Source organism: Gemmobacter aquatilis, from assembly GCF_900110025.1.
Classification (GTDB): domain Bacteria; phylum Pseudomonadota; class Alphaproteobacteria; order Rhodobacterales; family Rhodobacteraceae; genus Gemmobacter; species Gemmobacter aquatilis.
The window spans coordinates 41,038-67,036 of record NZ_FOCE01000007.1 but is presented as its reverse complement, the minus strand read 5'-3'; the positions used below and the strand labels follow the sequence as shown (position 1 = coordinate 67,036).

The 25,999-nt window shown below is 66.8% G+C and carries 23 protein-coding genes; 13 read left to right on the top strand and 10 right to left on the bottom strand.

Annotation, left to right across the window (positions count from 1 at the left end; genetic code table 11):
- The first annotated feature begins 17 nt into the window (after nucleotides 1–17).
- The 5 genes from dut to BMX43_RS12805 all read left to right on the top strand — a co-directional run bounded on the left by dut (nucleotide 18) and on the right by BMX43_RS12805 (nucleotide 5,331).
- Entirely contained in the window at nucleotides 18–485 is a 468-nt protein-coding gene (gene dut / locus BMX43_RS12825; RefSeq protein ID WP_091302210.1) for a dUTP diphosphatase, read from the top strand.
- The gene (locus tag BMX43_RS12820; protein ID WP_091301994.1) at nucleotides 485–1,528 is read left to right on the top strand and encodes a HesA/MoeB/ThiF family protein; all 1,044 of its coding nucleotides are present in this window, start codon (nucleotides 485–487) and stop codon (nucleotides 1,526–1,528) included. The genes dut and BMX43_RS12820 overlap by 1 nt, the downstream gene beginning before the upstream one ends.
- A gap of 106 nt (nucleotides 1,529–1,634) precedes the next feature.
- On the top strand, nucleotides 1,635–2,423 hold the full coding sequence (locus tag BMX43_RS12815) for a transporter substrate-binding domain-containing protein (RefSeq protein ID WP_091301992.1): 789 nt from the start codon (nucleotides 1,635–1,637) through the stop codon (nucleotides 2,421–2,423).
- A 53-nt stretch (nucleotides 2,424–2,476) separates the two neighbouring features.
- Nucleotides 2,477–3,259, top strand: a complete 783-nt coding sequence (locus tag BMX43_RS12810) for an amino acid ABC transporter permease (RefSeq protein ID WP_091301990.1) — start codon at nucleotides 2,477–2,479, stop codon at nucleotides 3,257–3,259.
- Nucleotides 3,260–3,312: 53 nt separating this feature from the next.
- Nucleotides 3,313–5,331 carry a M3 family metallopeptidase gene (locus BMX43_RS12805; protein WP_091301988.1) on the top strand — a complete coding sequence of 673 codons (2,019 nt, stop codon included), beginning with the start codon at nucleotides 3,313–3,315 and terminating at the stop codon, nucleotides 5,329–5,331.
- 57 nt (nucleotides 5,332–5,388) lie between these two features.
- Here BMX43_RS12805 and BMX43_RS12800 read toward each other — a convergent pair whose 3' ends face one another.
- Nucleotides 5,389–6,360: a GlxA family transcriptional regulator gene (locus BMX43_RS12800; RefSeq protein ID WP_091301986.1), complete on the bottom strand. Its 972-nt coding sequence runs from the start codon at nucleotides 6,358–6,360 to the stop codon at nucleotides 5,389–5,391.
- Between the two features lie 73 nt (nucleotides 6,361–6,433).
- Here BMX43_RS12800 and bcoG point away from each other — a divergent pair, with 73 nt between their 5' ends.
- From bcoG to BMX43_RS12775, 5 genes are all read left to right on the top strand, one after another.
- Nucleotides 6,434–7,348, top strand: a complete 915-nt coding sequence (gene bcoG, locus BMX43_RS12795) for a 3-dehydrocarnitine:acetyl-CoA trimethylamine transferase BcoG (protein WP_091301985.1) — start codon at nucleotides 6,434–6,436, stop codon at nucleotides 7,346–7,348.
- A gap of 154 nt (nucleotides 7,349–7,502) precedes the next feature.
- The gene (locus BMX43_RS12790) at nucleotides 7,503–8,960 is read left to right on the top strand and encodes a carnitine 3-dehydrogenase (protein WP_091301983.1); all 1,458 of its coding nucleotides are present in this window, start codon (nucleotides 7,503–7,505) and stop codon (nucleotides 8,958–8,960) included.
- A complete protein-coding gene (locus BMX43_RS12785; protein ID WP_091302208.1) occupies nucleotides 8,960–10,123 on the top strand; it encodes an acyl-CoA dehydrogenase family protein in 1,164 nt (387 codons plus the stop codon). Before BMX43_RS12790 ends, BMX43_RS12785 begins: the two co-directional genes overlap by 1 nt.
- Before the next feature lie 374 nt (nucleotides 10,124–10,497).
- Nucleotides 10,498–12,492, top strand: a complete 1,995-nt coding sequence (locus tag BMX43_RS12780; protein ID WP_091301980.1) for an acetate--CoA ligase family protein — start codon at nucleotides 10,498–10,500, stop codon at nucleotides 12,490–12,492.
- Nucleotides 12,489–13,292 (top strand): carnitinyl-CoA dehydratase, encoded by an 804-nt coding sequence (locus BMX43_RS12775; RefSeq protein ID WP_425431804.1) that lies wholly within the window; start codon nucleotides 12,489–12,491, stop codon nucleotides 13,290–13,292. The genes BMX43_RS12780 and BMX43_RS12775 overlap by 4 nt, the downstream gene beginning before the upstream one ends.
- A gap of 4 nt (nucleotides 13,293–13,296) precedes the next feature.
- Here the strand turns inward: BMX43_RS12775 and BMX43_RS12770 are convergent, their stop codons facing one another.
- A complete protein-coding gene (locus BMX43_RS12770; protein WP_091301978.1) occupies nucleotides 13,297–13,917 on the bottom strand; it encodes a GntR family transcriptional regulator in 621 nt (206 codons plus the stop codon).
- 67 nt (nucleotides 13,918–13,984) lie between these two features.
- On the opposite strand from BMX43_RS12770, the gene BMX43_RS12765 reads away from it, so the two are divergent.
- Entirely contained in the window at nucleotides 13,985–14,455 is a 471-nt protein-coding gene (locus tag BMX43_RS12765; RefSeq protein WP_091301977.1) for an OsmC family protein, read from the top strand.
- Nucleotides 14,456–14,542: 87 nt separating this feature from the next.
- Nucleotides 14,543–16,150, top strand: coding sequence for a GMC family oxidoreductase (locus BMX43_RS12760; RefSeq protein ID WP_091301976.1), 1,608 nt, complete (start codon nucleotides 14,543–14,545; stop codon nucleotides 16,148–16,150).
- On the opposite strand, the gene BMX43_RS12755 is transcribed toward BMX43_RS12760, so the two are convergent.
- Nucleotides 16,147–16,776 carry a flavin reductase family protein gene (locus tag BMX43_RS12755; RefSeq protein ID WP_091301975.1) on the bottom strand — a complete coding sequence of 210 codons (630 nt, stop codon included), beginning with the start codon at nucleotides 16,774–16,776 and terminating at the stop codon, nucleotides 16,147–16,149. The genes BMX43_RS12760 and BMX43_RS12755 overlap by 4 nt on opposite strands.
- Nucleotides 16,777–16,797: 21 nt before the next feature.
- Nucleotides 16,798–17,313: an SH3 domain-containing protein gene (locus tag BMX43_RS12750; protein ID WP_425431807.1), complete on the bottom strand. Its 516-nt coding sequence runs from the start codon at nucleotides 17,311–17,313 to the stop codon at nucleotides 16,798–16,800.
- A gap of 423 nt (nucleotides 17,314–17,736) precedes the next feature.
- Here BMX43_RS12750 and BMX43_RS12745 point away from each other — a divergent pair, with 423 nt between their 5' ends.
- Nucleotides 17,737–18,723 carry a 2-hydroxyacid dehydrogenase gene (locus BMX43_RS12745; protein ID WP_091301974.1) on the top strand — a complete coding sequence of 329 codons (987 nt, stop codon included), beginning with the start codon at nucleotides 17,737–17,739 and terminating at the stop codon, nucleotides 18,721–18,723.
- Nucleotides 18,724–18,856: 133 nt separating this feature from the next.
- On the opposite strand, the gene BMX43_RS12740 is transcribed toward BMX43_RS12745, so the two are convergent.
- The 6 genes from BMX43_RS12740 to BMX43_RS12715 form a co-directional block, all read right to left on the bottom strand.
- Entirely contained in the window at nucleotides 18,857–20,521 is a 1,665-nt protein-coding gene (locus BMX43_RS12740) for a cation acetate symporter (RefSeq protein ID WP_091301973.1), read from the bottom strand.
- Nucleotides 20,518–20,829: a DUF485 domain-containing protein gene (locus tag BMX43_RS12735; RefSeq protein WP_091301972.1), complete on the bottom strand. Its 312-nt coding sequence runs from the start codon at nucleotides 20,827–20,829 to the stop codon at nucleotides 20,518–20,520. Before BMX43_RS12735 ends, BMX43_RS12740 begins: the two co-directional genes overlap by 4 nt.
- Before the next feature lie 205 nt (nucleotides 20,830–21,034).
- Nucleotides 21,035–22,051 (bottom strand): NAD-dependent epimerase/dehydratase family protein, encoded by a 1,017-nt coding sequence (locus BMX43_RS12730; protein WP_245749468.1) that lies wholly within the window; start codon nucleotides 22,049–22,051, stop codon nucleotides 21,035–21,037.
- 56 nt (nucleotides 22,052–22,107) lie between these two features.
- Nucleotides 22,108–23,352, bottom strand: coding sequence for an NAD(P)/FAD-dependent oxidoreductase (locus BMX43_RS12725; protein WP_091301971.1), 1,245 nt, complete (start codon nucleotides 23,350–23,352; stop codon nucleotides 22,108–22,110).
- A 49-nt stretch (nucleotides 23,353–23,401) separates the two neighbouring features.
- Nucleotides 23,402–24,562: an iron-containing alcohol dehydrogenase gene (locus tag BMX43_RS12720; RefSeq protein ID WP_091301970.1), complete on the bottom strand. Its 1,161-nt coding sequence runs from the start codon at nucleotides 24,560–24,562 to the stop codon at nucleotides 23,402–23,404.
- Entirely contained in the window at nucleotides 24,559–25,944 is a 1,386-nt protein-coding gene (locus BMX43_RS12715) for an aldehyde dehydrogenase family protein (protein ID WP_091301969.1), read from the bottom strand. The genes BMX43_RS12720 and BMX43_RS12715 overlap by 4 nt, the downstream gene beginning before the upstream one ends.
- Nucleotides 25,945–25,999: the final 55 nt, after the last annotated feature.

Here is a 25,999-nt window from a genome sequence, read left to right as displayed (position 1 = left end):
GGGAAATGGAGGGCATGATGGCACCGGAACTGAAGATCCTCTGGGAGGACTGGGCGGACCGCGATCTGCCCTTGCCAAGTTACGAGACACCGGGCGCTGCGGGGGCGGATCTGCGCGCCAATCTTCCGCCGGAAATCCGCAGCCTTGGCCTGACGCTGGCGCCAATGCAGCGGCTGGTGGTGCCCACGGGCTTTCGGGTGGAAATTCCCTACGGGTTCGAGATGCAGATCCGCCCGCGATCCGGCCTTGCGCTGAAACACGGGATCACGCTGCCCAATACGCCGGGCACCATCGACAGCGATTATCGCGGGCCGCTGGGGGTGGCTTTGGTCAACCTCGGGGCCGAGGCCTATACCGTGCATCATGGCGACCGCATCGCGCAGATGATCGTGGCACCGGTGGTGCAGGCGCGCTTCGCGGTGGTGGAACGGTTGAGCGAGACCGACCGCGGCGAGGGTGGCTTCGGTTCGACGGGCAAGCGCTGATGCTGCTGGTCGGGGCGGTTCTGGCGGCGATCTGGGGCATCGGCGCGCTGATGGGGGTGCCGGTGGCGCGGCGGCTGGCGATGGTTGGGATGATCTGGGCGGGGGTGGTGCTGGCGCATCTGCTGTTGCCCGAAGGCAGCCCGCTGCGGCAGGCCACCGGCGGTTCGGCGCAGGGCTGGCTGGTGCTGGGCGGCGCGGTGGCGCTGGCTTTCGGCTATCGTGCGCTGCTGTCGCGGCTGCGCCGCCGCGCGGCGCCTGTCGCCCCGGCACAGGCCGCGCCATTCAGCGCGACCGAACTGGACCGCTATGCCCGCCATATCATCCTGCGCGAAATCGGCGGACCGGGGCAGCGGCGCCTGAAAGAGGCGAAGGTGCTGGTGGTCGGCGCCGGGGGGCTGGGCAGCCCGGCGCTGCTGTATCTGGCGGCGAGCGGGGTGGGCACCATCGGGGTGATCGACGCGGATGTGGTCGAAGGCTCCAACCTGCAACGCCAGATCATTCACAGCGATGCGCGCATCGGCATGGCCAAGGTGCAATCGGCGGCGGTGGCGCTGCGCGCGCTCAATCCGTTTGTCACGGTGCAGACGCATGAGGCGCGGCTGGACGCGGCCGGGGCCGAGGGCGTGATGGGCGCCTATGACCTGATCCTGGACGGCACCGACAATTTCGACACGCGCTATCTGGTGAACCGGGTGGCGGTGCGGCTGGGCAAGCCCCTGATCGCGGCGGCGATCACCCAATGGGAGGGGCAGTTGTCGCTGTACCACCCGGCAAGCGGCGGGCCCTGTTATGAATGTGTGTTCCCCACGCGGCCTGCGCCGGGCATGGTGCCGTCTTGCGCCGAGGCGGGGGTGGCGGCGCCCTTGCCTGGGGTGATTGGCGCGATGATGGCGATGGAGGCGGTAAAACACCTGACCGGCGCGGGCGAAACCCTGCGCGGGCGTCTGATGATCCATGATGCGCTTTATGCCGAAACCCGGGTGATCGGGGTGAAGCGGCGCGCCGATTGCGCCTGTTGTGGGGCGCAGGGTGCGACCGGGTGACGCCGGGGCACAGGGCGCTGCGGTTTCCGCTGCGGCTGCGGGCACTTGCGTGGGGCAGGGTGGGGCGTCATAGTCCTGCCACCACTCTGTGACAGGGAGTTCACACATGAAGATCGCCACCGCGCTTGCCGGGCTTGTGCTTACCGCCGCTTCCACCGCCGCTTTCGCCGAAGGCCTGCCGGATCTTGCCGGGCGCGAAGTCACCGTGGTGACGGAAAACGCCTATCCGCCGCTGCAATTCATTAATGCCAGCGGCGCTGCGGTCGGCTGGGAATATGACGCGATGGCCGAAATCGCCAAGCGGCTGAACATGGTGGTGAAATACGAGAACACAAGCTGGGATGCGATGATCCCCGCCGTGTCCTCGGGCCAGTATGACATCGGCATGACCGGCATCACCATCCGCGACGACCGCAAGGAACAGGTGGATTTCTCGGATGCCTATATGCGGTCGGAAATGGTCATGCTGGTTCGCGGCGACGAGACGCGCTTCACCGATGCGAAAAGCTTTGGCGCCAATGCCGATCTGCTGATGGCGGCGCAGCCGGGCACCACGCCCTTCTATGTCGGCGTCTATGAGGTGCTGGATGGCAACGAGGCCAACCCGCGCATCAAGATGTTCGAAACCTTCGGCGCCGGGGTCGAGGCGCTGCGGACCGGCGATGTGGATCTGGTGCTGACCGATGGCACGGCAGGCAATGGCTATGTCGCGGCCACGGAAGGCAAGCTGAAGATCGTGGGCGAAAAGCTGGGCGCCGAGGATTTCGGCTTCATCTTCCCCAAGGGTTCGGATCTGGTGGCGCCGGTCAATGCGGCGATTGCCGATCTGGCCGCCGATGGCACGCTGGAAAAGCTGAACACCAAATGGTTCCTTGAATACAAGATGGGCCAGTGATCGTCTGACACAACAGGACAGGCGCGGCCCTGCCGGGCTGCGCCGTGCCACCGATGCCCCCTTCTGCACCTGACAAGGATTTCCCGTGGTGGCTGGTTGCGCTGGGCGCAATCGGCCTCTGGCTGTTTTACGAGGTCTGGGCCAGCCCGGTCTATGCGCGGGTGATGGCGACGCTGGCCAAGGGGATCTGGATCACCCTGCTGGTGACGGTGGTCGGGTTCTTCTCGGCGGCGGTCTTGGGGCTGGCGCTGGCGCTGGCCGGGCAATCGCGCCATGTCGTGCTGCGGCAGGCGGCGCGGTTCTACATCGAGGTGGTGCGCGGCGTGCCGATCATCGTGCTGCTGCTCTATGTCGCCTTCGCCGCCACACCGGCGCTGGTCTGGGCGTGGAATGCGACGGGGCTGCCCGAGGTGAAGGCGCGCGACGTGTCCTTGCTGTGGCGGGCGGTGATCGCGCTGACCATCGCCTATTCCGCCTTTCTGGCCGAGGTGTTCCGGGCGGGGCTCGCCTCGGTGGACAAGGGCCAGATCGAGGCGGCACAGGCGCTGGGGCTGACCGGCTGGCTGCGCTTCCGGCTGGTGGTGTTTCCGCAGGCCTTCCGCACCATCCTGCCGCCGCTGGGCAATGATTTCGTGGCGATGGTGAAGGATTCCTCGCTGGTGTCCGTGCTGGGCGTGGCCGATGTCACGCAACTGGGCAAGGTGACGGCGGCGGGCAACTTTCGCTATTTCGAAACCTATAACATGGTGGCGCTGATCTATCTGACCATGACCCTCACGCTGTCGCTGGCACTGCGGCGGCTGGAACGGCGGTTGCGCGGGCCGGACGCGCGGTAGGGGGCTGGACCTTCCCGCCCGGCTTGCTAGGGTCTGGGCAAAGGAGATTTCTCATGTCCAATCCGTTGCTGAGCCCCTGGAAGGGGCCGTTCGAACTGCCGCCCTTTGCCGCGATCACCGATGCCGATTTCGCACCTGCCTTCAATCAGGGGCTGGCCGAAGCGCGGGCGGCGATTGCGGCGATTGCAGACAGCGCCGAGGCGCCAACCTTTGCCAATGTGATCGACGCGCTGGAACTGGCGGAGGGCACGCTCGACCGGGTGTCGGGGGTGTTCTACAATCTGGCCGGGGCCGACAGCACCGAAGCGCGCGAGGCGCTGATGCGCGATCTGGCGCCGAAGATGAGCGCGTTTTCGTCGGAGGTGACCAACAACAAGGCGCTGTTCGCCAAGGTCGAGGCACTGTGGCAAGGCCGCGAGGTGCTGGGGCTGGAGCCGGAGCAGGCGCGGGTGCTGGATCTGTACCGGCAAATGTTCATACGATCCGGCGCGCAGCTGGAAGGGGACGCGGCAGAGCGGCTGACGGCGGTGAAATCGCGGCTGGCCGTGCTGGGCACGCTCTTCGGCCAGAATGTGCTGGCGGAAGAGCGGGACTGGTTCATGGCGCTGGACGAGGCCGATCTGGAAGGCCTGCCGGAGTTTGTCGTGGCCTCGGCCCGGGCGGCGGGCGCAGAGAAGGGGGCAGGCGGGCCGGTGGTGACGCTGAGCCGGTCGCTTATCGTGCCGTTCCTGCAATTCTCGCCCCGGCGTGCACTGCGGCAGAAGGCCTATGAGGCCTGGGTGGCGCGCGGGGCCAATGGCAATGCGCAGGACAACCGGGCCGTGGCCGCCGAAATTCTGGCGCTGCGCGACGAACGGGCGAAGCTGCTGGGCTATGCCAGCTTTGCCGATTTCAAGCTGGAGCCGGAGATGGCGAAAACGCCCGCCGCCGTGCGGGATCTGCTGATGCGGGTCTGGCAACCGGCGCGGGCCAAGGCGCTGGCCGATGCGGCGGTGCTTGAGGCGATGCTGCAGGCCGATGGCATCGCCGGGCCGCTGGAGCCTTGGGACTGGCGCTATTATTCCGAGAAACGCCGCAAGGCCGAGCATGATCTGGATGAGGCGGCGCTGAAGCCTTACCTCAGCCTCGATGCGATGATCGCGGCGCAGTTCGACGTGGCGCATCGGCTGTTCCGGCTGGATTTCACGCCGCTGGAGGTGCCGCTGTATCACCCGGATGCGCGCGCCTGGGAGGTAAGCCGCGATGGCGAACATATCGCGGTGTTCATCGGCGATTACTTCGCGCGCGGCTCCAAACGCTCCGGCGCGTGGTGTTCCGCGATGCGGTCGCAGCGCAAGCTGGGCGGGCAGGTGACGCCGATCGTGGTGAATGTGTGCAACTTCGCCAAGGGCGAGCCCTGCCTGCTGTCGTATGACGATGCGCGCACGCTGTTCCACGAATTCGGCCATGCGCTGCATCAGATGCTGTCGGATGTGACCTATGGCTTCATCAGCGGCACCTCGGTGGCGCGCGATTTCGTGGAACTGCCGAGCCAGCTTTACGAACATTGGATGGAAGTGCCCGAAGTGCTGGAAACCCATGCGCGCCATTGGCAGACCGGTGCGGCGATGCCCGCCGAGATGCTGAAGCGGCTGCTGGATGCGGGCACCTATGATCAGGGCTTTGCGACGGTGGAGTTTGTCGCCTCGGCGCTGGTGGATCTGGCGTTCCATGAAGGGGCGCCGCCCGCCGATCCGATGCAGAAACAGGCCGAGGTTCTGGAAAGCCTCGGGATGCCGCGCGCCATCCGGATGCGCCACGCCACGCCGCATTTCGCCCATGTGTTTTCGGGCGACGGCTATTCCTCGGGCTATTACAGCTACATGTGGTCGGAGGTGATGGATGCCGATGCCTTTGCCGCCTTCGAGGAAGTGGGCAACCCATTCGATCCGGAAACGGCGGCGAAGCTGGAACGTTTCATCCTGAGCGCCGGAGGCAGCGAGCCGCCGGAGCGGTTGTATACCCAGTTCCGCGGGCGGATGCCGGGGGTGGAGGCGTTGCTGAAAGGCCGTGGGCTGCTGGACGCAGCCTGAGGCGGAACCCCCGGGGGCGCTGCCCCCGGACCCCCGGAGTATTTGGACCAGGATGAATCAGGGGCGCTTTCTCAGGTTGCTGGGGGGCGCCCCGAAGTGTTTGTGAAAGGCCCGGCTGAGGGTGGCGGCCGAGGAAAAGCCGGTGCGCAGCGCGATTTCGGCCAGCGGGTGGCGGGTGTCTGTCAGCAGGCGGCGGGCGGCGGCCAGGCGCAGCGACAGGGCATAGGCGGCGGGGGTCAGGCCGAGATTCTGGCGGAACAACTGTTCGAGGCGGCGGGGCGAGAGGCGCAGCGCCGCCGCCGTTTCGGCGGTCGTCTCGGGCGTCTCCTGTCGCGCCTCCATCCGGGCGATGGCCTGGGCCACGCGCGGGTCAAGGCGCGGGTCGGGGCGGGTTTCGGTGATCTGCGGCTCGTCTGCCGGGCGGGCGGTGGTGACGAAACTGGCCGCCGTTTGCAGCGCAAGGGCGGCGCCATAGCGGGTGCGGATCAGGTGCAGCATGAGGTCGGCGGCGGGGGCGGCACCGCCTGCGGTGAAGCGCGGGCCGGACAGGGTGAAGCGGTCGGGGACGGCCTCGACCTCGGGGAAGCTGGCGGCGAAATCTTCCAGGTCTTCCCAATGCACGGTGGCGCGGTGGCCGTTCAGCAGGCCCGCGCGGGCCAGAACCCAGCCGCCCGCGTCGATCCCGCCGATGGCGGCAAAGCGCGGGGCGAGGCGGCGCAGATCGCGCAGCAGCGGTTTCGTGGCGACCTCGGATTGGCGATAGCCCGCGATCACGATGAGCACATCGGCGCCTGCGGCGGCGGTCAGCGGACCGGAGGAGGGCAGTTCGATCCCGCAGGTCAGCGGCACCGCAGCGCCATCGGGCGAGACGACGCGCCAGCGGAACGCTTCGTGCCCGAGATGGCGGTTGGCGGCGCGCAGGGGATCGAGCGTCGAGGCGACTTCGAGGATCGAGCAATGCGGCAGGACCAGCAGGGCGATGGTCAGCGGCTGCTGCGATGCAGCGAAGATCGTTGCGGGTTTTGCCATGTGTATTTCGTAAATCGCAAAGCGCAGCCGCGCAAGGGCGCTAAGCTGCCGGGCAGAGAACAGGAGTTTGCCGATGCCCTTGGCCATGAACCGCGACGTCTTCATCACCTGTGCCGTGACCGGATCGGGCGGCACGCAGGACCGCAGCCCGCATGTGCCGCGCAGCCCGGCGCAGATCGCCGAAAGCGCCATCGCGGCGGCCAAGGCCGGGGCGGCGGTGGTGCATTGCCATGTGCGCGACCCCGAAACCGGCAAGCCCGCCCGCGACCCGGCGCTGTACCGCGAGGTGACGGAACGCATCCGCGACAGCGCCACCGATGTGGTGCTGAACCTGACCGCCGGGATGGGGGGCGACATCTATTTCGAGGGCAGCGAGGATATGGGGCGCATGGGTCCGCGCTCTGACATGGCGGGGGCCACCGAACGGGTGGCGCATGTGGTCGAATGCCGCCCCGAGATCTGCACGCTCGATTGCGGCACGATGAACTTCAACGAGGCCGATTATGTGATGGTCAACACGCCGGGGATGCTGCGCGACATGGCGCGGCGGATGACGGCGGCAGGCGTGCGCATTGAAATCGAGGCGTTCGACACCGGGCATCTGTGGCTGGCGAAAGAACTGGTGCGCGAAGGGGTGATCCCCGATCCGGTGCTGGTGCAACTGTGCATGGGCGTGCCGTGGGGCGCGCCGGATGATCTGAACACCTTCCTTGCCATGGTGAACAATGTGCCCGCCGACTGGCACTGGAGCGCCTTTGCCATCGGGCGCCATCAGATGCCCTATGTCGCGGCCTCGGTGCTGGCCGGGGGCAATGTGCGGGTGGGGCTGGAAGACAACCTCTGGCTCGACAAGGGCGTGCTGGCCACCAATGCGCAACTGGTGGAGCGGGCGGTTTCGATCATCTCCAACCTTGGGGCGCGGGTGCTGACCCCGGCCGAGGTGCGCGCCAAGCTGAAGCTGGAAAAACGGGCGCCGCTGGGGCGGTGAGCGCCCCCTCACCCCAGCCCTCTCCCCCGAGGGGAGAGGGGGCGCGTCTCCCGGGGTGAAAAGGGCGCTCGGCCTTTCAAGCGGAACAACACACCCTCTCCCCTCGGGGGAGAGGGCAGGGTGAGGGGGCGCCACGCCCCGGCATGGAGAAGATATGGCACGGAAAGCGGCAATCATCGGGGGTGGGGTCATCGGCGGCGGCTGGGCGGCGCGCTTCCTGCTCAATGGCTGGGATGTGGCGGTGTTCGACCCCGATCCGCAGGCCGAACGCAAGATCGGCGAGGTGCTGGCCAATGCCCGCGCCGCCTTGCCTGCGCTGTCGGATGTGCCGATGCCCGCCGAAGGGCAGTTGTCCTTCGCGGCCACCGTTACCGAGGCGGTGGAAGGGGCAGACTACATTCAGGAATCGGTCAGCGAGCGGCTGGACCTGAAGCACCGCGTCTTTGCCCAGATCCAGCAGGTGGCGCCCGATACGTTGATCGGCTCTTCCACCTCGGGCTTCAAACCGTCGGAACTGCAAGAGCGTGCGCCGAACCCCGGCAGCATCTTCGTGGCCCACCCCTTCAACCCGGTCTACCTGCTGCCGCTGGCCGAAGTGGTGCCCAGCCCGCAGAACCCGCCCGCAAAGATCGAGGCAGCAAAGGAAATCCTGCGCGAGATCGGCATGTTCCCCCTGCATATCCGCAAGGAGATCGACGCCCATATCGCCGACCGCTTCCTTGAGGCCGTGTGGCGCGAAGCCCTGTGGCTGGTGAAGGACGGCATCGCCACCACCGAGGAAATCGACGAGGCAATCCGCATGGGCTTTGGCCTGCGCTGGGGCCAGATGGGCCTGTTTGAAACCTATCGCGTGGCGGGCGGCGAGGCGGGCATGAAGCATTTCATGGCGCAGTTCGGTCCCTGCCTGCAATGGCCCTGGACCAAGCTGACCGATGTGCCCGACTTCAACGACGAACTGGTGGATCTGATCGCCGGGCAATCCGACGCGCAATCCGGCCACCATACGATCCGCGAGCTGGAACGCATCCGCGACAGCAACCTGATCGGCTTCCTGCGCGCGCTGAAAGAGCGCAACTGGGGCGCGGGCAAGGTTCTGCGCGACCATGACGCGCGCCGCGCCGTGGCCTTCCACGATGCCGCGCCGACCGGCGCACCGCTGGTCATGGCGCAGATGCAGGTGCTGCCCGGCTGGATCGACTATAACGGCCATATGACCGAAAGCCGCTATCTGTTCGCGGCCTCGGAAACCTCGGATGCCTTCCTGCGGCTGATCGGCGCGGGGATGGACTATGTGGCGGGCGGCCACAGCTATTACACCGCCGAAACCCACATCATGCACCTTGGCGAATGCAAGCTGGGCGACCGGCTGCAAGGCACGCTGCAGGTGCTGGGCGCCGATGAAAAGCGCCTGCATATCTTCATCCGCATCCAGCGCGGCGCCGAGGTGGTCGCGAGCCTGGAACAGATGCTGCTGCATGTGGACATGACGGCGAACAAGACCTGCCCGGCTGCGCCCGAGGTTTTGGCAAATCTGACCCCCATCGCCGAGGCGCACAGGGCGCTGCCCCGCCCCGAAGCCGCCGGGCGCCATGTTGGCCAGCGGAGGGCATGATGCAGTTCGGGCTGACCGACGAACAGAAGATGATCATCGAGACGACGCGCAGCTTCGTCGAGACCGAGCTTTACCCGCATGAGGCCGAGGTCGAACGCAGCGGCCATCTGCGTCTTGACCTGATCCGCGACCTGCAGGCCAAGGCCATTGCCGCCGGTCTCTATGCGGCCAATATGCCCGAAGAGGTCGGCGGGGCGGGCCTCGATACCCTGTCCTGGCTGCTGTATGAACGCGAGTTGGGCCGGGCCAACTACGCCCTGCACTGGACCTGCGTCGCACGTCCGTCGAACATCCTGCTGGCTGGCACCCCCGAACAGCGCGAGAAATACCTGTTCCCCTGCATCCGCGGCGAGAAATGGGATTGCCTCGCCATGACCGAACCCGGCGCCGGGTCTGATCTGCGCGGCATGACCGCCAGCGCGCGGCGCGACGGCGGCGACTGGGTGCTGAACGGCACCAAGCATTTCATCAGCCATGCCGATCTGGCCGATTTCGCCATCGTCTTCATGGCAAGCGGCGAGGAAGACACTCCGCGCGGCAAGAAGAAACGGATCACCGCCTTCTTCGTCGATAAAGGCACCCCCGGTTTCACCGTGCGCGACGGCTATCGAAACGTCAGTCACCGTGGCTATACCAATGCCGTGCTGGACTTCGACAATTGCCGCCTGCCGGACTCGGCGGTTCTGGGCGAAGCGCACAAGGGGTTCGAGGTGGCCAACACCTGGCTCGGCGCCACCCGCCTGCAAGTCGCCGCCACCTGCCTTGGCCGCGCCGACCGCGCACTGGGCCATGCCATCAGCTACGCGGCAGAGCGCCGCCAGTTCGGCCAGCAGATCGGCAAGTTTCAGGGCGTCAGCTTCAAGCTGGCCGATATGGCGATGGAGCTGAAAGCGGCGGAACTGCTGACCTGGGAAGCCGCGTGGAAATTCGATCAGGGCACGGTGACCGAGGCCGACATGAGCATGGCCAAGCTGAAGGCCACCGAGGTTCTGGCCATGGTGGCGGATGAGGCGATCCAGATCCATGGCGGCATGGGATTGATGGACGATCTGCCGCTGGAGCGCATCTGGCGCGACGCAAGGGTGGAACGGATCTGGGAGGGCACCTCTGAAATCCAACGCCACATCATCTCGCGCGAACTTCTGCGCGCGGTCGGCGGCTGACAGGGGGCAAAGGGGGCTGTCTGCCCCCTCTTGGCCTGCGGCCAATTCACCCCCGAGGATATTTTTGAACAGAAAATGAGATCAGTCATGCGCGTTAACCCGGCATTAGGCAGAATCGGCCAAAGTGATCTGGCGGAACAGGCGGGGACGCCGATGGCCGTAGCAGGAAATGGCACCCCGTCTGCGGCTCGCGGACGGGGTGTTTCCATTTTCTGTTCAAAAATATCCTCGGGGGGCGGCCCGCAGGGCCGTGGGGGGCAGACAGCCCCCCGCAACCGCGCCGCCTGGGACAGCCGCCGGGACGCTGCGCTTCCCTCCCCCCTTGGGGGGGAGGGCAGGGTGGGGGCAGCCCGGCCCGGTGCGAGGGCGCGCCGATGACCCGCTTGAACCGCCTGCTGCGCCCGCGTTCCATTGCCGTTCTGGGGGCGGGCTGGGCCGAAAACGTCATCGAACAGTGCCGCAAGATGGGCTTTGACGGCCCGATCTGGCCTGTGCATCCCAAGCGGGCGACGGTGGGCGGCTTCAAGGCCTATGCCAGCCTCACCGATCTGCCCGCGCCACCGGATGCCACCTTCATCGGCGTCAACCGCTTTGCCACGCGCGATGTGGTGCGTGAACTGGCGGCGATGGGCGCAGGCGGCGCGATCTGTTTCGCCTCGGGCTGGGAGGAGGCCGGTGAGGCGGGCTTGCAGGCCGAACTGGTCGCAGCGGCGGGCGAGATGCCGATCCTCGGGCCGAATTGCTATGGGGTGATCAATTATCTGGACGGCGCGCTGCTCTGGCCCGATCAGCATGGTGGCCGGCGGGTTGACCGCGGCGTGGCGCTGCTGTCGCAATCCTCCAACATCGTGATCAACCTGACCATGCAGGCGCGCGGTCTGCCGGTGGCCTATGTCGCCTGCCTTGGCAATGCCGCGCAGGTGGGTCTGGCCGAGCTTGCCGCCGCGCTGCTGGCCGATGAGCGGGTCACCGCGCTGGGCCTCTATGTCGAGGGGATCGACGACGCCCCGGCTTTCGCCGCGCTGGCCGAGGCGGCGCGGGCGGCGGGCAAGGGCATCGTGGCGGTGAAATCCGGCAAGACCGAGGCGAGCCGGGCGGCGGCGGCCTCGCATACTGCCAGCCTTGCGGGGGGCGGGGCGGCGTCTTCGGCCTTTCTGCGGCAGGCCGGGGTGGCCGAGGTTGATACGCTTTCGGCGCTGATCGAGACGTTGAAGATCTTCCATGTGCACGGGCCGGGCCTTGGCGCCCGGCTGTGTTCGCTGTCCTGTTCGGGGGGCGAGGCCGGGCTGGTGGCCGATCTGGCTGCCCCGGCAGGCATCACCTTCCCGCCGGTGCCCGCAGCGAAGGCGGCGCGGCTGGGCGAGATCCTTGGCCCCATCGTTTCCATCGCCAACCCGTTGGATTACCACACCTTCATCTGGGGCGACGGGCCGCGCACCACCGATGTCTTCACCACCATGCTGTCGGGTTACGATGCCGGGATCTTCATCATCGACCCGCCGCGCCCCGACCGTTGCGACCCTGCCAGTTTCGAACCCGCGCTGGCGGCCATTGTCGCGGCACAGGCGGCCACCGGCAAACCGGCCTTTCCCGTCGCCTCGCTGCCCGAGAATTTCGACGAGCCGCGCGCCGTGGCGATGATGGCGCAGGGCGTGGTGCCGCTGATGGGGTTGGAAACCGCACTGGCCGCATTGCGGGCGGCGCAGGTGCAACCGGGCCTGCCCGGCTGGCGGCCTCTGGCCGCGCCGTCGGCCCGCCCGACCCGCCTTCTGTCGGAGGTCGAGGCCAAGGCGCTGCTGTCCCGGGCGGGTATCGCCGTGCCGCGCGGGGCCACGGCGGCGCATCTGGCCGATCTGGTGCCCGCGCTGGCCGATCTGCGCCCGCCTTTCGCGCTGAAAGGGCTGGGCTTTGCCCACAAGACCGAGGCCGGGGCGGTGCGGCTGGGCCTTGCCGATCTGGCCGGGCAGGCCGAAATGCCGGGCGCCGCAGGCTATCTGGTGGAGGAGATGGTCAGCGATGCCTGCGCTGAAATCCTGCTCGGCCTGCGCCGTGATCCGGTTTACGGTGTCACGCTGACGCTGGGTATGGGCGGGGTGACGGTGGAAGTTCTGGCCGATACGGTGACGCTGGTCCTGCCGCTGACGCCGGATGAGATCGCGGCCAGCCTGCGCCGCTTGCGGCTTTGGCCGCTGCTGGATGGCTATCGCGGGCGGGCGCGGCCAGATCTGGCGGCGCTGGTTGCCGTGGCCGCGCAGCTTTGCGCCCTGATGCAAGGCGATGACACGCTTGAAGAAATCGAAATCAATCCGCTGCTGCTGCGCCCGTCTGGTGCCGTCGCCGTGGATGCCCTGATCCGGAGCGCCGAATGACCACGATGACCATGCTGACCGAAGGCCCGATCCGCACCCGCCGCGAAGGTGCCATTCTGGAGCTGACGCTTGATCGGCCCAAGGCCAATGCGATCGACCTTGCCACCAGCCGCATCATGGGCTTGGCCTTCCGCGCTTTCCGCGACGATGACAGCCTGCGCGTGGCGATCCTGCGGGCCGAGGGCGAGAAATTCTTCTGCCCCGGCTGGGATCTGAAGGCGGCGGCGGGGGGCGATGCGGTCGATGGCGATTATGGCGTGGGCGGCTTTGGCGGCTTGCAGGAACTGCCGAACCTCAACAAGCCGGTGATTGCGGCGGTGAACGGCATCTGTTGCGGCGGCGGGCTGGAACTCGCGCTGTCCTGTGACCTGATCCTCGCCTCCAGCAATGCCACGTTCGCGCTGCCGGAAATCCGCTCTGGCACGGTGGCGGATGCCGCGAGCATCAAGCTGCCCAAGCGCATCCCCTATCATGTGGCGATGGACCTGCTGTTGACCGGGCGCTGGTTCGATGCCGACGAGGCGCTGCGCTGGGGGCTGCTGAAGGAAATCTGCACGCCTGCTGATCTGCTGGCCAAGGCCTGGGATCTGGCGCGGCTGCTGGAAAGCGGCCCGCCGCTGGTTTACGCCGCGATCAAGGAAGTGGTGCGCGAGGCCGAGGCGCTGCGCTTTCAGGATGCGCTCAACCGCATCACCAAGCGGCAATTCGTGACGGTGGACCGGCTGTATTCTTCAGAAGACCAACTGGAGGGCGCCCGCGCCTTTGCCGAAAAGCGCGATCCGGTGTGGAAGGGGCGCTGACCGCTCAATCCGCCAGAAGCGTCAGCAGCCGGTCGCGCGCCGCCATGATGTGCTTGGCAAGGCGCGAGGCGGCGGCATCGGCATCGCCCGCGCAAAAGGCGGCGCTGATCGCCTGATGATCGGCAAGCCAGCGCGGGGTGTCATCGCTCAGCCGGTCATAGGCGGCGATGTGCATCTGGCAGGTGTCGCGCAATTCGGCGATCATGGCGATCTGGCGGGGGTGGTTTGCGGCGGCATAGAGCGCCGCATGAAAGGCCCAGTCGCCCGCCTGCCAGCCGGGCCGCCCCGCCTCCAGATCCGATTGCTGGCGCGCATGGTCCACCGCCTCGTGATCCGCAGCTTTGGCCCGGGTTGTGGCGCGGCGCAGCGCATTGCATTCCAGCAACCGGCGCAGTTCGAACACCTCGGCCAATTCGTCGCGCGTCAGGCGAACCACCCGCGCCCCGCGCCCCGGCACCACCTCGACCAGCCGCGCCGCCGCCAGTTGCTGCAAGGCATCGCGCACCGGAATGCGGCTGACGCCAAAGCGTGCTGCCAGATCCTCTTGCTGCAAAGCCTCGCCGGGGGTGATGCGCCCGGCAAGGATGTCGGCGCGCAGGGTAGTGGCGATCTGGGGGGCGGTCATGCTTGCCTCTGTCCTGATTTATGTATACATGTATACGAAATCTGGGGGCGGCACAAGGAGGCGCAAGATGGCCGGGCATGTTTACACATCGCAGGTGGTCTGGACCGGGAACCGGGGCGCGGGCACCGCCAGCTATCGCGGCTATGATCGCACCTGGGATATTGCCGTGCCGGGCAAGCCGGTGGTCCATTGTTCCAACGATCCGCTGCTGGGCGGCGATCCGGCGAAGATGAACCCCGAGGATCTGCTGCTGTCGGCGCTCTCGGCCTGCCACATGCTGTGGTATCTGCATTACGCGGCCGAGGCGGGCATCACCGTCACCGCCTATGAAGATGCGCCGGAAGGGCAGGGCGAGGTTGGCCCCGGTGGCGCCGGGCGCTTCGTCGCGGCAACCCTGCGCCCGCAGATCACCGTGGCGCCGGGCGCTGATCTGGCCGAGGCCGAGGCGATCCATCACCGCATCCATGCCGTCTGCTTCATCGCCCGGTCGGTCAACTTTCCGGTCTCTTACGCCCCGCGCTTCGTGATTGCAGACTGAGCCGTTCCCGACACAACCTGTCGCCCGCAGCCATTGGCCCCTGTCATCCTTACGTTACCTTTGGCCATTCCCAAGGGCAGGGCGGCTATGGAAGACAGCGATTTCATCATCGTCGGCGCCGGTTCGGCGGGCTGTGTGCTGGCCAACCGCCTGACCGAAAACGGCAAATACCGCGTGACGCTGATCGAGGCGGGGGGAAGTGACCGGCGGTTTTATGTCAACCTTCCCTTGGGTTACGGCAAGCTCTTCTACGACCCCGCCGTGAACTGGCTTTACAAGGCCGAACCGGACCCCGGTCTGGCAGGGCAGCGCGACCACTGGCCGCGCGGCAAGCTGCTGGGCGGGTCATCTTCGATCAATGCCATGGTCTGGATCCGTGGCCACCGTGCCGATTATGACGATTGGGGGCAGGCGGCGCCCGGCTGGGGCTGGGACGATGTGCTGCCCGCCTATCGCGCGCTGGAAGATACCGAGGCCGGGGCGGATGATTATCGCGGGCAGGGCGGGCCGCTGTTCATTTCGGCCAATCGCCGGGGGCTGCATCCGCTGGTGCAGGATTATCTGCGCGCCTGTGCCGAAGCCGGGCTGCCGCCCAACCCCGATTTCAACGGCGCGCAGCAAGAGGGAGCCGGTGTCTATCAGATGACGATCAAGGGTGCCCGTCGCAATTCCACCGCCCGCGCCTTTCTGCGCCCTGCCATGATGCGGCCCAACCTGCGGGTGATCCCGCAGGCGCAGGTGACGCGGGTGCTGTTCGACGGGCGCCGCGCCGTGGGGGTGGAATACCTGCGCAATGGCACGCCCCATCAAGCGCGTGCGCGGGCCGAGGTGATCCTGTCGGGCGGGGCGATCAACTCGCCGCAGCTTCTGCAATTGTCGGGCATCGGGCCGGGCGCGCTGTTGCAGGGGCTGGGCCTGCCGGTGCTGTACGATAACCCCGATGTCGGCGCGCATCTGTCAGACCATCAGGGCATCAACTACACCTTCCGCATGAATGTGCCGACCTATAACGACGCGCTGCGCCCGTGGTGGGGCAAGCTGCGGGCGGGGCTGCAGTATGTTCTGGCGGGGGCCGGGCCGCTGGCGAAATCCATCAACCATGCGGGCGGGTTCTTCCGCACCGCGCCGGACGAGCCGCGCCCCAACATGCAGCTTTACATGCAGGCGTTTTCTACCCTGATCCCGCGCGAGGGCGAGCGCCCGATCCTGACCCCCGATCCGTTTTCCGGCATGTCGCTGGGCCTGTCGAACTGCCGCCCCACCTCGCGCGGGCATGTCCGGCTGCGCAGCCCCGATCCGCTGGCCCATCCCGCCATCACCGCTAATGCCTTTGCCACCGACCATGACGTGGCCGAGATGCTGCTGGCGGTGAAATTCCTGCGCCATCTGGCCGCGCAACCTGCCTTGGCCCGGCTGATCGCCGAAGAACTGCGCCCTGGCCCGCAGATCACCAGCGACGCCGATCTGATCGCCGATTTCCGCCAGCGCTCGGGCACCGTCTATCACCCGTCCTGCACCTGCCGCATGGGGGCCGATCCGGCAACTTCTGTGCTGGATCCGGATCTGCGCGTGCGCGGGGTCGAGGGGTTGCGGGTGATCGACGCCTCCAGCTTCCCCAACCTGATCGCGGGCAACACCAATGCGCCCGCCATCCTGATGGGCTGGATGGGCGCCGCGAAACTGCTGCGGCCTTAACCCTTCGGCGCCAGATCGGCCCAGCGGGGCCGCGTCATCTGGAAGGTCGGCCCCTCGCGGTAATAATCCGCCCCGCCGCCCCGCGCGATCAGGTCCAGCTTGCGTGTTTCGATATGGCCGCGCGCGGCGTCCTTCACCAGATCGTCGTCCACATGCACCGCCAGCACCTGACCCACCACCAGCAACTGATGCGGCCCGGTTTCCAACGTCTGCATCACCCGCGCCTCAAAGCTGATCGGGCTTTCGGCAATGCGCGGCGGGCGCACATGGGCCGAAGGGGCTGCGGTCAGCCCGGCCAACTCCAGCTCGTTCACGCCGTTCGGGGCATCGACGCAGGTGATGTTCATCTGTTCCGCCAGCCGATAGGGCACCAGATTCACCACAAACTCGCCGGTTTCGAGGATATTGCGCGGCGTATCCTTCCAGCCCCGCGCCGCATCGGCCAGAAGGCCCAGTGTCACGATCGGCGGGTTGCCCCCCATCGCGTTGAAAAAGCTGAACGGCGCGCAATTCACCGCGCCTTCGGCGCTTTGCGTCGTCACCCAGGCAATCGGGCGTGGCACCACCGTCGCCGCCAGCAGCTTGTAGCCCATCCCCGGGTCCAGCGTCTCCAGATCAAAGCGCATCGTTCAGCCCCGCTTGGCCGGTCATTCGATCACCTCGCCCGGGTCCACGCCCCAAAGGGCGGCCTTGCTGACCCAGCCCTTTTCGCCCTCCACGCTCAACCGGCACCAGTCGGGATTGCACTCCAGAATCCGGCCGATCACATTGCGCTCGGCGCGCAGCACCACCTCGGCCTCGCTGTCCGGTGCGGCGCGGAACTCGGCCATTTCCGCCTGAATCAGCACCGAGCGCACCCCCGACAGCAGCGAATAATGCACCCAGCCGCCCAGCCCCTCGGTATCCTCGACCCGGCGCCAGTTCTCGTATTCCGCCGTCACCCGCAGCGGCATCCCGGCGCGGGTGAACACCCAGTCGATGCGGTTCGACAGGCCCGGCCCGCGCCGCGCATTGCCCTCGCCGGTCTTCAGCGTCACATAGCGCGGCAGTGGCAGGTTGGTCACCGGCCCCTTGCCGGGGTCAGTCTGCGTGCCGGGCAGCGCCAGCGGGTCGGCGGGCAGGGTCTCCAGCGGCAGCGGCTCTGCCGCCGCACCACCCGGCACCGGGCGTGCCGTGGGCAAGGGCGAGACGGCAGGCGCGGCAGAACCCACATCCACAGGGCCCCCCACCAGCCCGCCGGTATCTTCCTCGCTCAGCGCAGGCTCCTGCGAGCTTGTGCCGCCGGTCTCCTCATCCATCACCACCGTCTGCGCCCAAAGCGCGCCCATCTGCGATCCGCTGACCAGCGCCATCCCAAGACAGGCCGCCAAGCCCAAGATCGACAAGGATTTCACCATGTCCTTCGCCCCTTTCCGGCCCCCGCCACCCCAAAGGGCGTCGGTTGAGCCGGTCTTCTGCCCCTGCACCGCATGTTTGCGCCGCAACTTTGTTACCGAGGGCTTGTGCCTCGCCCCGCAAGACGGCACTTTGCCAGCAAGCGCTTCGATTTGGAAGTGCCACGGTCGCAGTCTCCTGGGAGGAAGCCAATGCCCGCCAAACGTCTGAGTGTCGTCGTCACGCGGCGTCTGCCTGAGGTCGTCGAGACCCGGATGAAAGAACTGTTCGATGTCGAACTGCGCGACCCCGATACGCGGATGACCCGGGAAGAACTGGCCGATGCGGTAAAGCGTTGCGATGTGCTGGTGCCCTGTGTGACCGATCTGATCGACGCAACCCTGCTGGCGCAGGCGGGGGAGCGGTTGAAGCTGATCGCCAATTACGGCGCCGGGGTCGATCACATTGACGTTGCCACCGCACGGGCCCGCGGGGTTCTGGTGTCGAACACGCCGGGTGTGGGCGCTGAAGATACCGCCGACATGGTGATGGCGTTGATCCTCGGCGTGGTGCGCCGCATCCCCGAGGGTATGGCGGAAATGCAGGCGGGCCGCTGGACCGGCTGGTCGCCGATGGGGCACCTGGGCGGTCGCGTCGGCGGGCGGCGGCTGGGCATCCTCGGCATGGGGCGGATCGGGCAGGCAGTGGCGCGGCGCGCCCGCGCCTTCGGGATGCAGATCCACTACCACAACCGCCGTCGCCTGCGCCCCGAGGTGGAGGCCGAGGTGGAGGCGACCTATTGGGAAAGCCTCGATCAGATGATGGCGCGGATGGACATCATCTCGGTCAACTGCCCGCACACGCCCTCGACCTTCCACCTGCTGAACGCACGGCGCCTGAAACTGCTGAAGCCGACCGCCGTGGTGGTGAACACCTCGCGCGGCGAGGTGATCGACGAAAACGCCCTGACGCGCGGCTTGCGCGCCGGTGAAATCGCGGGCGCCGGTCTCGACGTGTTCGAACATGGCCACGAGATCAACCCCCGCCTGCGCGAACTGCCCAACGTGGTGCTGCTGCCGCATATGGGCTCGGCCACCGTCGAAGGCCGGGTGGAGATGGGCGAGAAGGTCATCCTCAACATCAAGACCTTCGCCGACGGCCACCGCCCGCCGGATCAGGTCGTGCCGGGGATGCTGTAAGCCCCTGACCCTTCTGCACCGGATGAAGCGCGGCCTGCACGGGCCGCGCTTTTCCTTTGGCGCGGGCGGCCCGCCCAAACGAAAAGGCCCGGAGGTTTCCCCTCCGGGCCTGTCCCGTCTCATCCTGTGGCGATCAATGCGCCACGGCCCCCGAGGCGCCATGCCCGGTTTCCGACCGCACGAATTGCGCATCGAACCCGGCCCTGTCCAGCGCCGCGCGTTTGCTGCTGTCGGTGACCGAGAACAGCCAGATCCCGGCAAAGGCGATGCTCATCGAGAACAGCGCGTACTGCTCCCACGGGAAGATCGCCGTCTCGAAGCCCAGCACCGTCACCCAGACCGTCGGGCCCAGCACCACACAGGCCACCGCCGACACAAGGCCCAGCAGCCCGCCGACAAAGGCGCCGCGCGTCGTCATGCCGCGCCAGAAGATCGACATGATCAGCACCGGGAAGTTGACCGACGCCGCCAGACCGAAAGCCAGACCCACCATGAAGGCGATGTTCTGATCCTCGAAGGCCAGCCCCAGCACGATGGCCAGTGCGCCCAGAACCAGCGTGGCAAAGCGCGTCACCTTCATCTCGGACTTGTCGCTCGCCTTGCCCTTCATCAGCACGCGGGCATACAGATCATGGCTGACCGCCGAGGCACCCGACAGCGCCAGCCCCGACACCACGGCCAGAATCGTGGCAAAGGCCACCGCCGAAATGAAGCCCAGGAACACATTGCCCCCCACCACTTCCGACAGGTGGATCGCCGCCATATTGGCGCCGCCGATGATCTTGCCCGCCGGGTCCAGATAGGCCGGGTTCGTGCCGACCAGCGTGATGGCCAGGAAGCCGATGGTCACCGCCAGCACGAAGAAATAGCCGATGAACCCGGTGGCAAAGAACACCGATTTCCGCGCTGCCTTGGCATCGGGCACCGTGAAGAACCGCATCAGGATATGCGGCAGCCCCGCCGGGCCACACATCAGCGCCAGCCCCAGCGACACCGCCGTGATCGGGTCAGAGATCGAGGCCGAAGGCGCGCGGATCGCCTCATGCAGCGTATGATTGTCCAGCGCCGCCTGCATCATCGCCTCGGGCGAAAAGCCGAACTGCGCCAGCCCCAGCACCACCAGAATCGTGCAGCCCCCCAGCAGCAGCACCGCCTTCACGATCTGCACCCAGGTCGTGGCCAGCATCCCGCCAAAGGTCACATAGGCCACCATCAGCACGCCCACCAGCACCACCGCATAGGCATAATCCAGCCCGAACAGCAGTTGGATCAGCTTGCCCGCCCCCACCATCTGCGCGATCAGGTAAAAGATCACCACGGTCAGCGCGCCAAACGCGCTCAGCGTGCGGATGCGGTTCTGATCAAAACGGAACGAGGCGACATCGGCAAAGGTGAACCGGCCCAGATTGCGCAGCCGCTCGGCGATCAGAAACAGGATCAGCGGCCAGCCCACCGTCCAGCCCACCGTGTAGAACACGCCGTCCACGCCCTTGGTGAACACCATGCCCGACACGCCCAGAAACGCCGCCGCCGACATGTAGTCGCCCGCGATGGCCAGCCCGTTCTGGAAGCCGGTGATGCCACCACCTGCGGTGTAGAAATCCGAGGTCGATTTGGTGCGCCGCGCCGCCCAGGCCGTCAGCACCAGCGTCGCCAGCACGAAGAACAGGAACATGCCGATGGCGGTCACGTTGACAGATCGTTTGGCAACCTCACCCTCGATGGCACCACCCGCGGCCCATGCCAGACCGGGCGCCGCGATCAGGGCGGCGGTTGCAAGCGTGACACTCCGTTTCATGCGGCTTTCCCCCCCCGGATCGCATCCTGCGCCAGCCGGTCGAATTCGCCATTGGCGCGGCGCGTGTAGATCCCGGTCATCACGAAGGCGAAGCCCTGGATGCAGAACCCGGCGATCAACCCCCAGGCCCAGGCCGATTGCCCGGCAAAGGACGAGGCGAACAGTGCCGGGTTGAACACCGCCACCGAAACGAAGCCCGCATAGACCGCCAGAACGATCACGGCGAGGGTGAAGGAAAAGCGGTTGCGGCGGCTCACCAGCTCGCGGAACCTCGGGTCGGCCAGGATTTTGTCATGGATCGGGTCCATGGGGTTTCTCCTCTCAAATCATGCGATGTGACGCAGTATACTTTCGCATACCGACCGCAAGATGAAACAATGCTGCACGCGCAAGAATCTTGCGGCGGCCCAGCATTGTTAGCGCCACCACAGCCGTAGCGCGCAACCCCATGATTTGAATGATGAATTTATGGGCGGGGCGGCAAGCCATGCCGCGCCCCGCCGAATCGCAGGCTCAGACGGCGTAATAGCTGCGATACCAGTCCACAAAGCGCGCCACGCCGTCGCGAATGTCGGTGCGGGGCAGGGCGCCGGTCAGCGCCTCGATCAGCGTGGCATCGGCCCAGGTGGCCGGCACATCGCCCGGCTGCATCGGCAGCAGGCGCTTTTCGGCCACCCGGCCTGTCGCCGCCTCGATGGCCGCCACGAATTCCATCAGCGGCACCGGCGCGCCATTGCCGATATTCACCACCCGCCACGGCGCCACCGGCGACAGGCTGTCGAAATCCCCCACCGGCGCCGCCCCCGGCACGGCGTCGATCAGCCGCACGATCCCTTCCACCAGATCCTCGACATAAGTGAAATCGCGCCGCATGTCGCCGTGGTTGTAGATGTCGATCGGCTCGCCCTGCAAGATCGCCTTCACGAACTTGAACAGCGCCATGTCCGGCCGCCCCCAGGGCCCGTAAACGGTGAAGAAGCGGAACATCGTGGTCGGCAGCCCATACAGATGCGCATAGCTATGCGCCATCGCCTCGCCCGCCTTCTTGGTGGCGGCATAGAAGCTCATCTGATGGTCGGCCTTGTGCGTCTCGGCATAGGGCATCTCGGTATTCGCCCCGAACACCGAAGAGGTAGAGGCAAGCAGCATATGCGCCGGCGGAAAGGCGCGTGCCGCCTCCAGCACCTCGAAGGTGCCGATCAGATTGGCTTCGACATAGGATCGCGGCGCGTCGATCGAATAGCGCACCCCCGCTTGTGCTGCCAGATGCACGATCACATCGGGGCGAAACTCCTCCACCAGCCCGCGCACCAGCCCCGGCGCCTCCAGCAAGCCCTCCACCGCCCGGAAGCCCGGCGATTGCAGCAGCATCTGATGGCGGCGCTGCTTCAGCGTCACGTCGTAATAATCGCTCATCCCGTCCAGGCCCAGCACCTGCCAGCCCTCGGCCAACAACCGCTGGCACAGATGAAACCCGATAAACCCGGCAGAGCCGGTCACAAAAGCCTTGCGCACGCTGACGTCCTTCATCTTGGCCCAAATATCCCACGGGGGTCCGGGGGTGTGAAACCCCCGGCGGCGCCGTCTCAGAACCGGCCCACCCGATAGGGCGCCAGATCCAGTTCCGGCCCCCGCCCCGCGATCAGATCGGCGACGATCCGTGCCGTGATCGGCGCCAATGTCAAGCCGATATGGCCATGGCCAAAGGCATGAATCACATCCGGCCCGCTGCTTGACGCCGAAATCACCGGCAGGCTGTCGGGCATCGACGGGCGGAACCCCATCCAGTCGCGCGACGGTTCGCCCAGATCGGGAAAGATCGCCCGCGCGCCCTCGATCAGCCGCTGCACCCGGTGGGGCGAGGGCGGCGCGGTCAGCCCGCCCAGCTCTACCGTGCCCGCCACCCGCAACCGTCCCGCCATCGGGCACAGATAGAAGCCGCGCGTGGTGGGGCAGGCGGGGCGCGTCAGGCGCGGCACTTCCATATCCCATTCCACATGATAGCCGCGCTCGGTATCCAGCGGCACCCGGTCGCCCGCCTGCGCCGCCAGCGCGCGCGAATGGGCGCCCGCCGCGATCACCACCCGCCGCGCATGGACGCGCAGCCCCGGCCCCTCCAGCACCACACCCGCCGCCTGCCGTTCCAGCCGGGCAATCCGGTGCGGCAGATGCGCCACGCCCATCTGCGCCAGACGTGCCGCCAGCCGCCGCATCATCGCGCCGGGATCATCCAGAAAGATCGCCTGCGGAAAGAACGCCGCCCCGCCCGCAACGCCGGGCAGGCCCGGCTCCATCGCCGCCAGCGCCTCGGGGCGCAGCAGCTCCACCGCGATGCCAAGGGCGCGCCGCCCGGCCATATCGGCCTCTGCCGCCCGAAACGCCGCAGCGGTTTCATACAGATACAGGCAGCCGCGATGCTGCAGAATCTCCGCCCCGCCGATCTCGGCGGCAAATTCCTTCCACGATCCGTTCGCGCTGGCCAGCAGCGCCGCAATCGCCGCTGCATTGCGCGCCGCCGCCGCAGGCAGGCTTTGCCGCGCAAAGCGCAGCAGCCATGGCATCAGCGTGGGCAGCGCCGCATGGCGGATCGACAGCGGCGAATTGCGGTTGAACAGCAGCGACGGCAGGTTTTTCAGCACATCCGGCGTGCCCACGGGCAGCACCGCATAGTCGGCAATCGTGCCCGCATTGCCGTAAGAGGCCCCCATCCCCGGCGCGCCGGGGTCGATCATCACGACCGCGTGCCCGTCAGTGGCCAGCTGCAGCGCGCAAGCCATGCCCACGGCGCCTGCGCCGATCACGGCGATATCGGTCGTATAATGTGCGCTCATGGCCTCATCCGGTCAGGCCGGGCACCCCTGTGGCACCCGGCCCTCCCTCTTACATGCAGGCGTCGTAAAGCGCGCGGGTATTTTCGCGCGTCATCGCAATCGGATTGCCACCGCAGGACGGATCTTCCAGCGCCATGTCGGTCAGCATGTCCAGATCGGCAAACTGCACGCCCATCGCGCTCAGGTTTTCCGGGATGTTCAGCTTGCTGCGCAGTTCCATGATCTGGTCGTGGAAGCCCGCGAACCCGCCGTCAAAGCCCAGATAGGCCGCCGCTTTCACGATCCGGTCCTCGATGGCCGACCGGTTGAATTCCAGCACCATCGGCATGACCACGGCATTGGTGGTGCCGTGATGGGTGTTATACACCGCGCCCACCGGATGGCTGAGGCTGTGAATCGCGCCCAGCCCCTTCTGGAACGCCACGGCGCCCATGGCCGCCGCAGACATCATATGCGCGCGGGCGTCCAGATTGCCGGGGTTCTCGTAAACCTCGACAAGGTTCTCGAACACCAGCCGCATCCCTTCCAGCGCGATGCCCTGCGACATCGGGTGATAGAACGGGCTGCAATAGGCCTCCAGACAATGCGCCAGCGCGTCCATGCCGGTGCCGGCGGTGATGAACTTCGGCATCCCCACGGTCAGCGCCGGGTCACAGATGGTGACGGCGGGCATCAGCTTGGGGTGGAAGATGATCTTCTTCTTGTGCGTGGCGCTGTTGGTCAGCACACCCGCCCGCCCGACTTCCGATCCGGTGCCTGCCGTGGTCGGCACCGCGATGATCGGCGCGATCCGGTCGGCATCGGCGCGGGTATACCAGTCGTCGATGTCCTCCAACTCCCAGACCGACAGATTGGCCGGTTGCCCGGCCATCAGCGCGATCATCTTGCCCAGATCAAGGGCCGAGCCGCCGCCGAAACACACCACCCCGTCATGGTCGCCCGCAAGGTAGACCTCGATCCCGGCCTCCATGTTCTTCTCGTTCGGGTTGGGGTCAACCTCGGAAAACACGGCGTCGCCCAGACCCGCCGCCGCCAGAATCCCGCGCGCATCGGCGGTGATCGGCAGCCCGGCCAGCGCCTTGTCGGTCACCAGCAGCGGCTTGCGGATGCCCGCGCTCAGGCAATGTTCGGCCAGTTCGGCAATCCGGCCCACGCCGAACTTGATCGCCGTCGGGTAAGACCAGTTCCGGTTCGGAACGCTATGGCTCATTTCGTCACCTTTTTCAGATGGTAGGATTTCGGCCGGGTCACCGAATGGAAGCCCAGATAGGACAACGAGCCGCCCCGGCCCGTATCCTTGCACCCTGTCCAGCACAGTGCCGGGTCAAGGTAATCGCAACGGTTCATGAACACCGTGCCGGTTTCGATCTGCCCGCCGATTTCAGCCGCAGCCTCGGCATCCGTGGTCCAGATCGAACAGGTCAGCCCATAGGGGCTGTCGTTCATCAGCTTGATCGCCTCGGCATCATCCTTCACCGGCATGATGCCGACGACCGGGCCAAAGCTTTCTTCCATCATCACCCGCATCGAGTGATCGACATTCACCAGAATCTGCGGCGCAAGATAGGCGCCGCCATCATCGGCGGGGAAGGCGGCAGGGTCGATCAGCGGCTTGGCACCTGCCGCAATCGCCTCGGCGATCTGGCCGCGCACCACGGCGGCAAAGCGGGCATTTGCCATCGGCCCAAGGGTGGAGGCGGCATCGAACGGGTTGCCCAGTTTCAATCCGCCGACCCAGGCCACCGCCTTTTCCACAAAGGCGTCATACAGGCTTTCATGCACATAGATGCGCTCGATCCCGCAGCAGCACTGGCCCGCGTTATACATCGCGCCGTCCATCAGGCTGTCCACCGCCGCGTCCAGATCGGCATCGGCGCGCACATAGCCCGGATCCTTGCCGCCCAGTTCCAGCCCCAGCCCGGTAAAGGTGCCCGCCGCCGCCTTCTCCATCGCCACGCCGCCGCGCACAGACCCGGTGAAGTTCACGAAGTTGAAGCAGCGCGCCTGAATCAGCGCCTCGGTCGTGTCGTGATCCAGCACGACATTCTGGAACACATCTTCGGGGATGCCCGCCGCGTGGAAGGCCTCGGCCAGACGCTCGCCCACCCTCAGGGTTTGCGAGGCGTGTTTCAGGATCACGGTATTGCCCGCGATCAGCGCCGGGGCCAGCGTGTTGATCGTGGTCAGATAGGGGTAGTTCCACGGCGCCACGATGAACACCACGCCCACCGCCTCGCGCGCCAGATAGCGTTTGAAGGTGGCGCCGTCCTCGATGATTTCGGGGGCCAGCGTCTTGGCGGCAATATCGGCCATATAGTTGGTGCGGTCATTCACGCCGCCCCATTCGCCGCCGAACCGCACCGGGCGGCCCATCTGCCAGGCCAGTTCCTCGACCAACTGGTCCTTCTTTTCCATCAGCTTGGCGACACCGGCCTTCACCAGCGCGATGCGTTCCTCCAGCGGGCGCGCGGCCCAGGCCTTTTGCGCGGCTTTCGCCCGGGCCGCAGCGGCAAAGGCCGCCTCGCGCGCCAGCGGCATCCGCTCGATCCAGACCGAGCCGTCCACCGGCGAGATCAGTTGAATGGGTTTCATCTTCGTCGTCCTCACAGGGCAGGGGCCTCCCTGCCATTTCTGTCCGGGGCGGGGA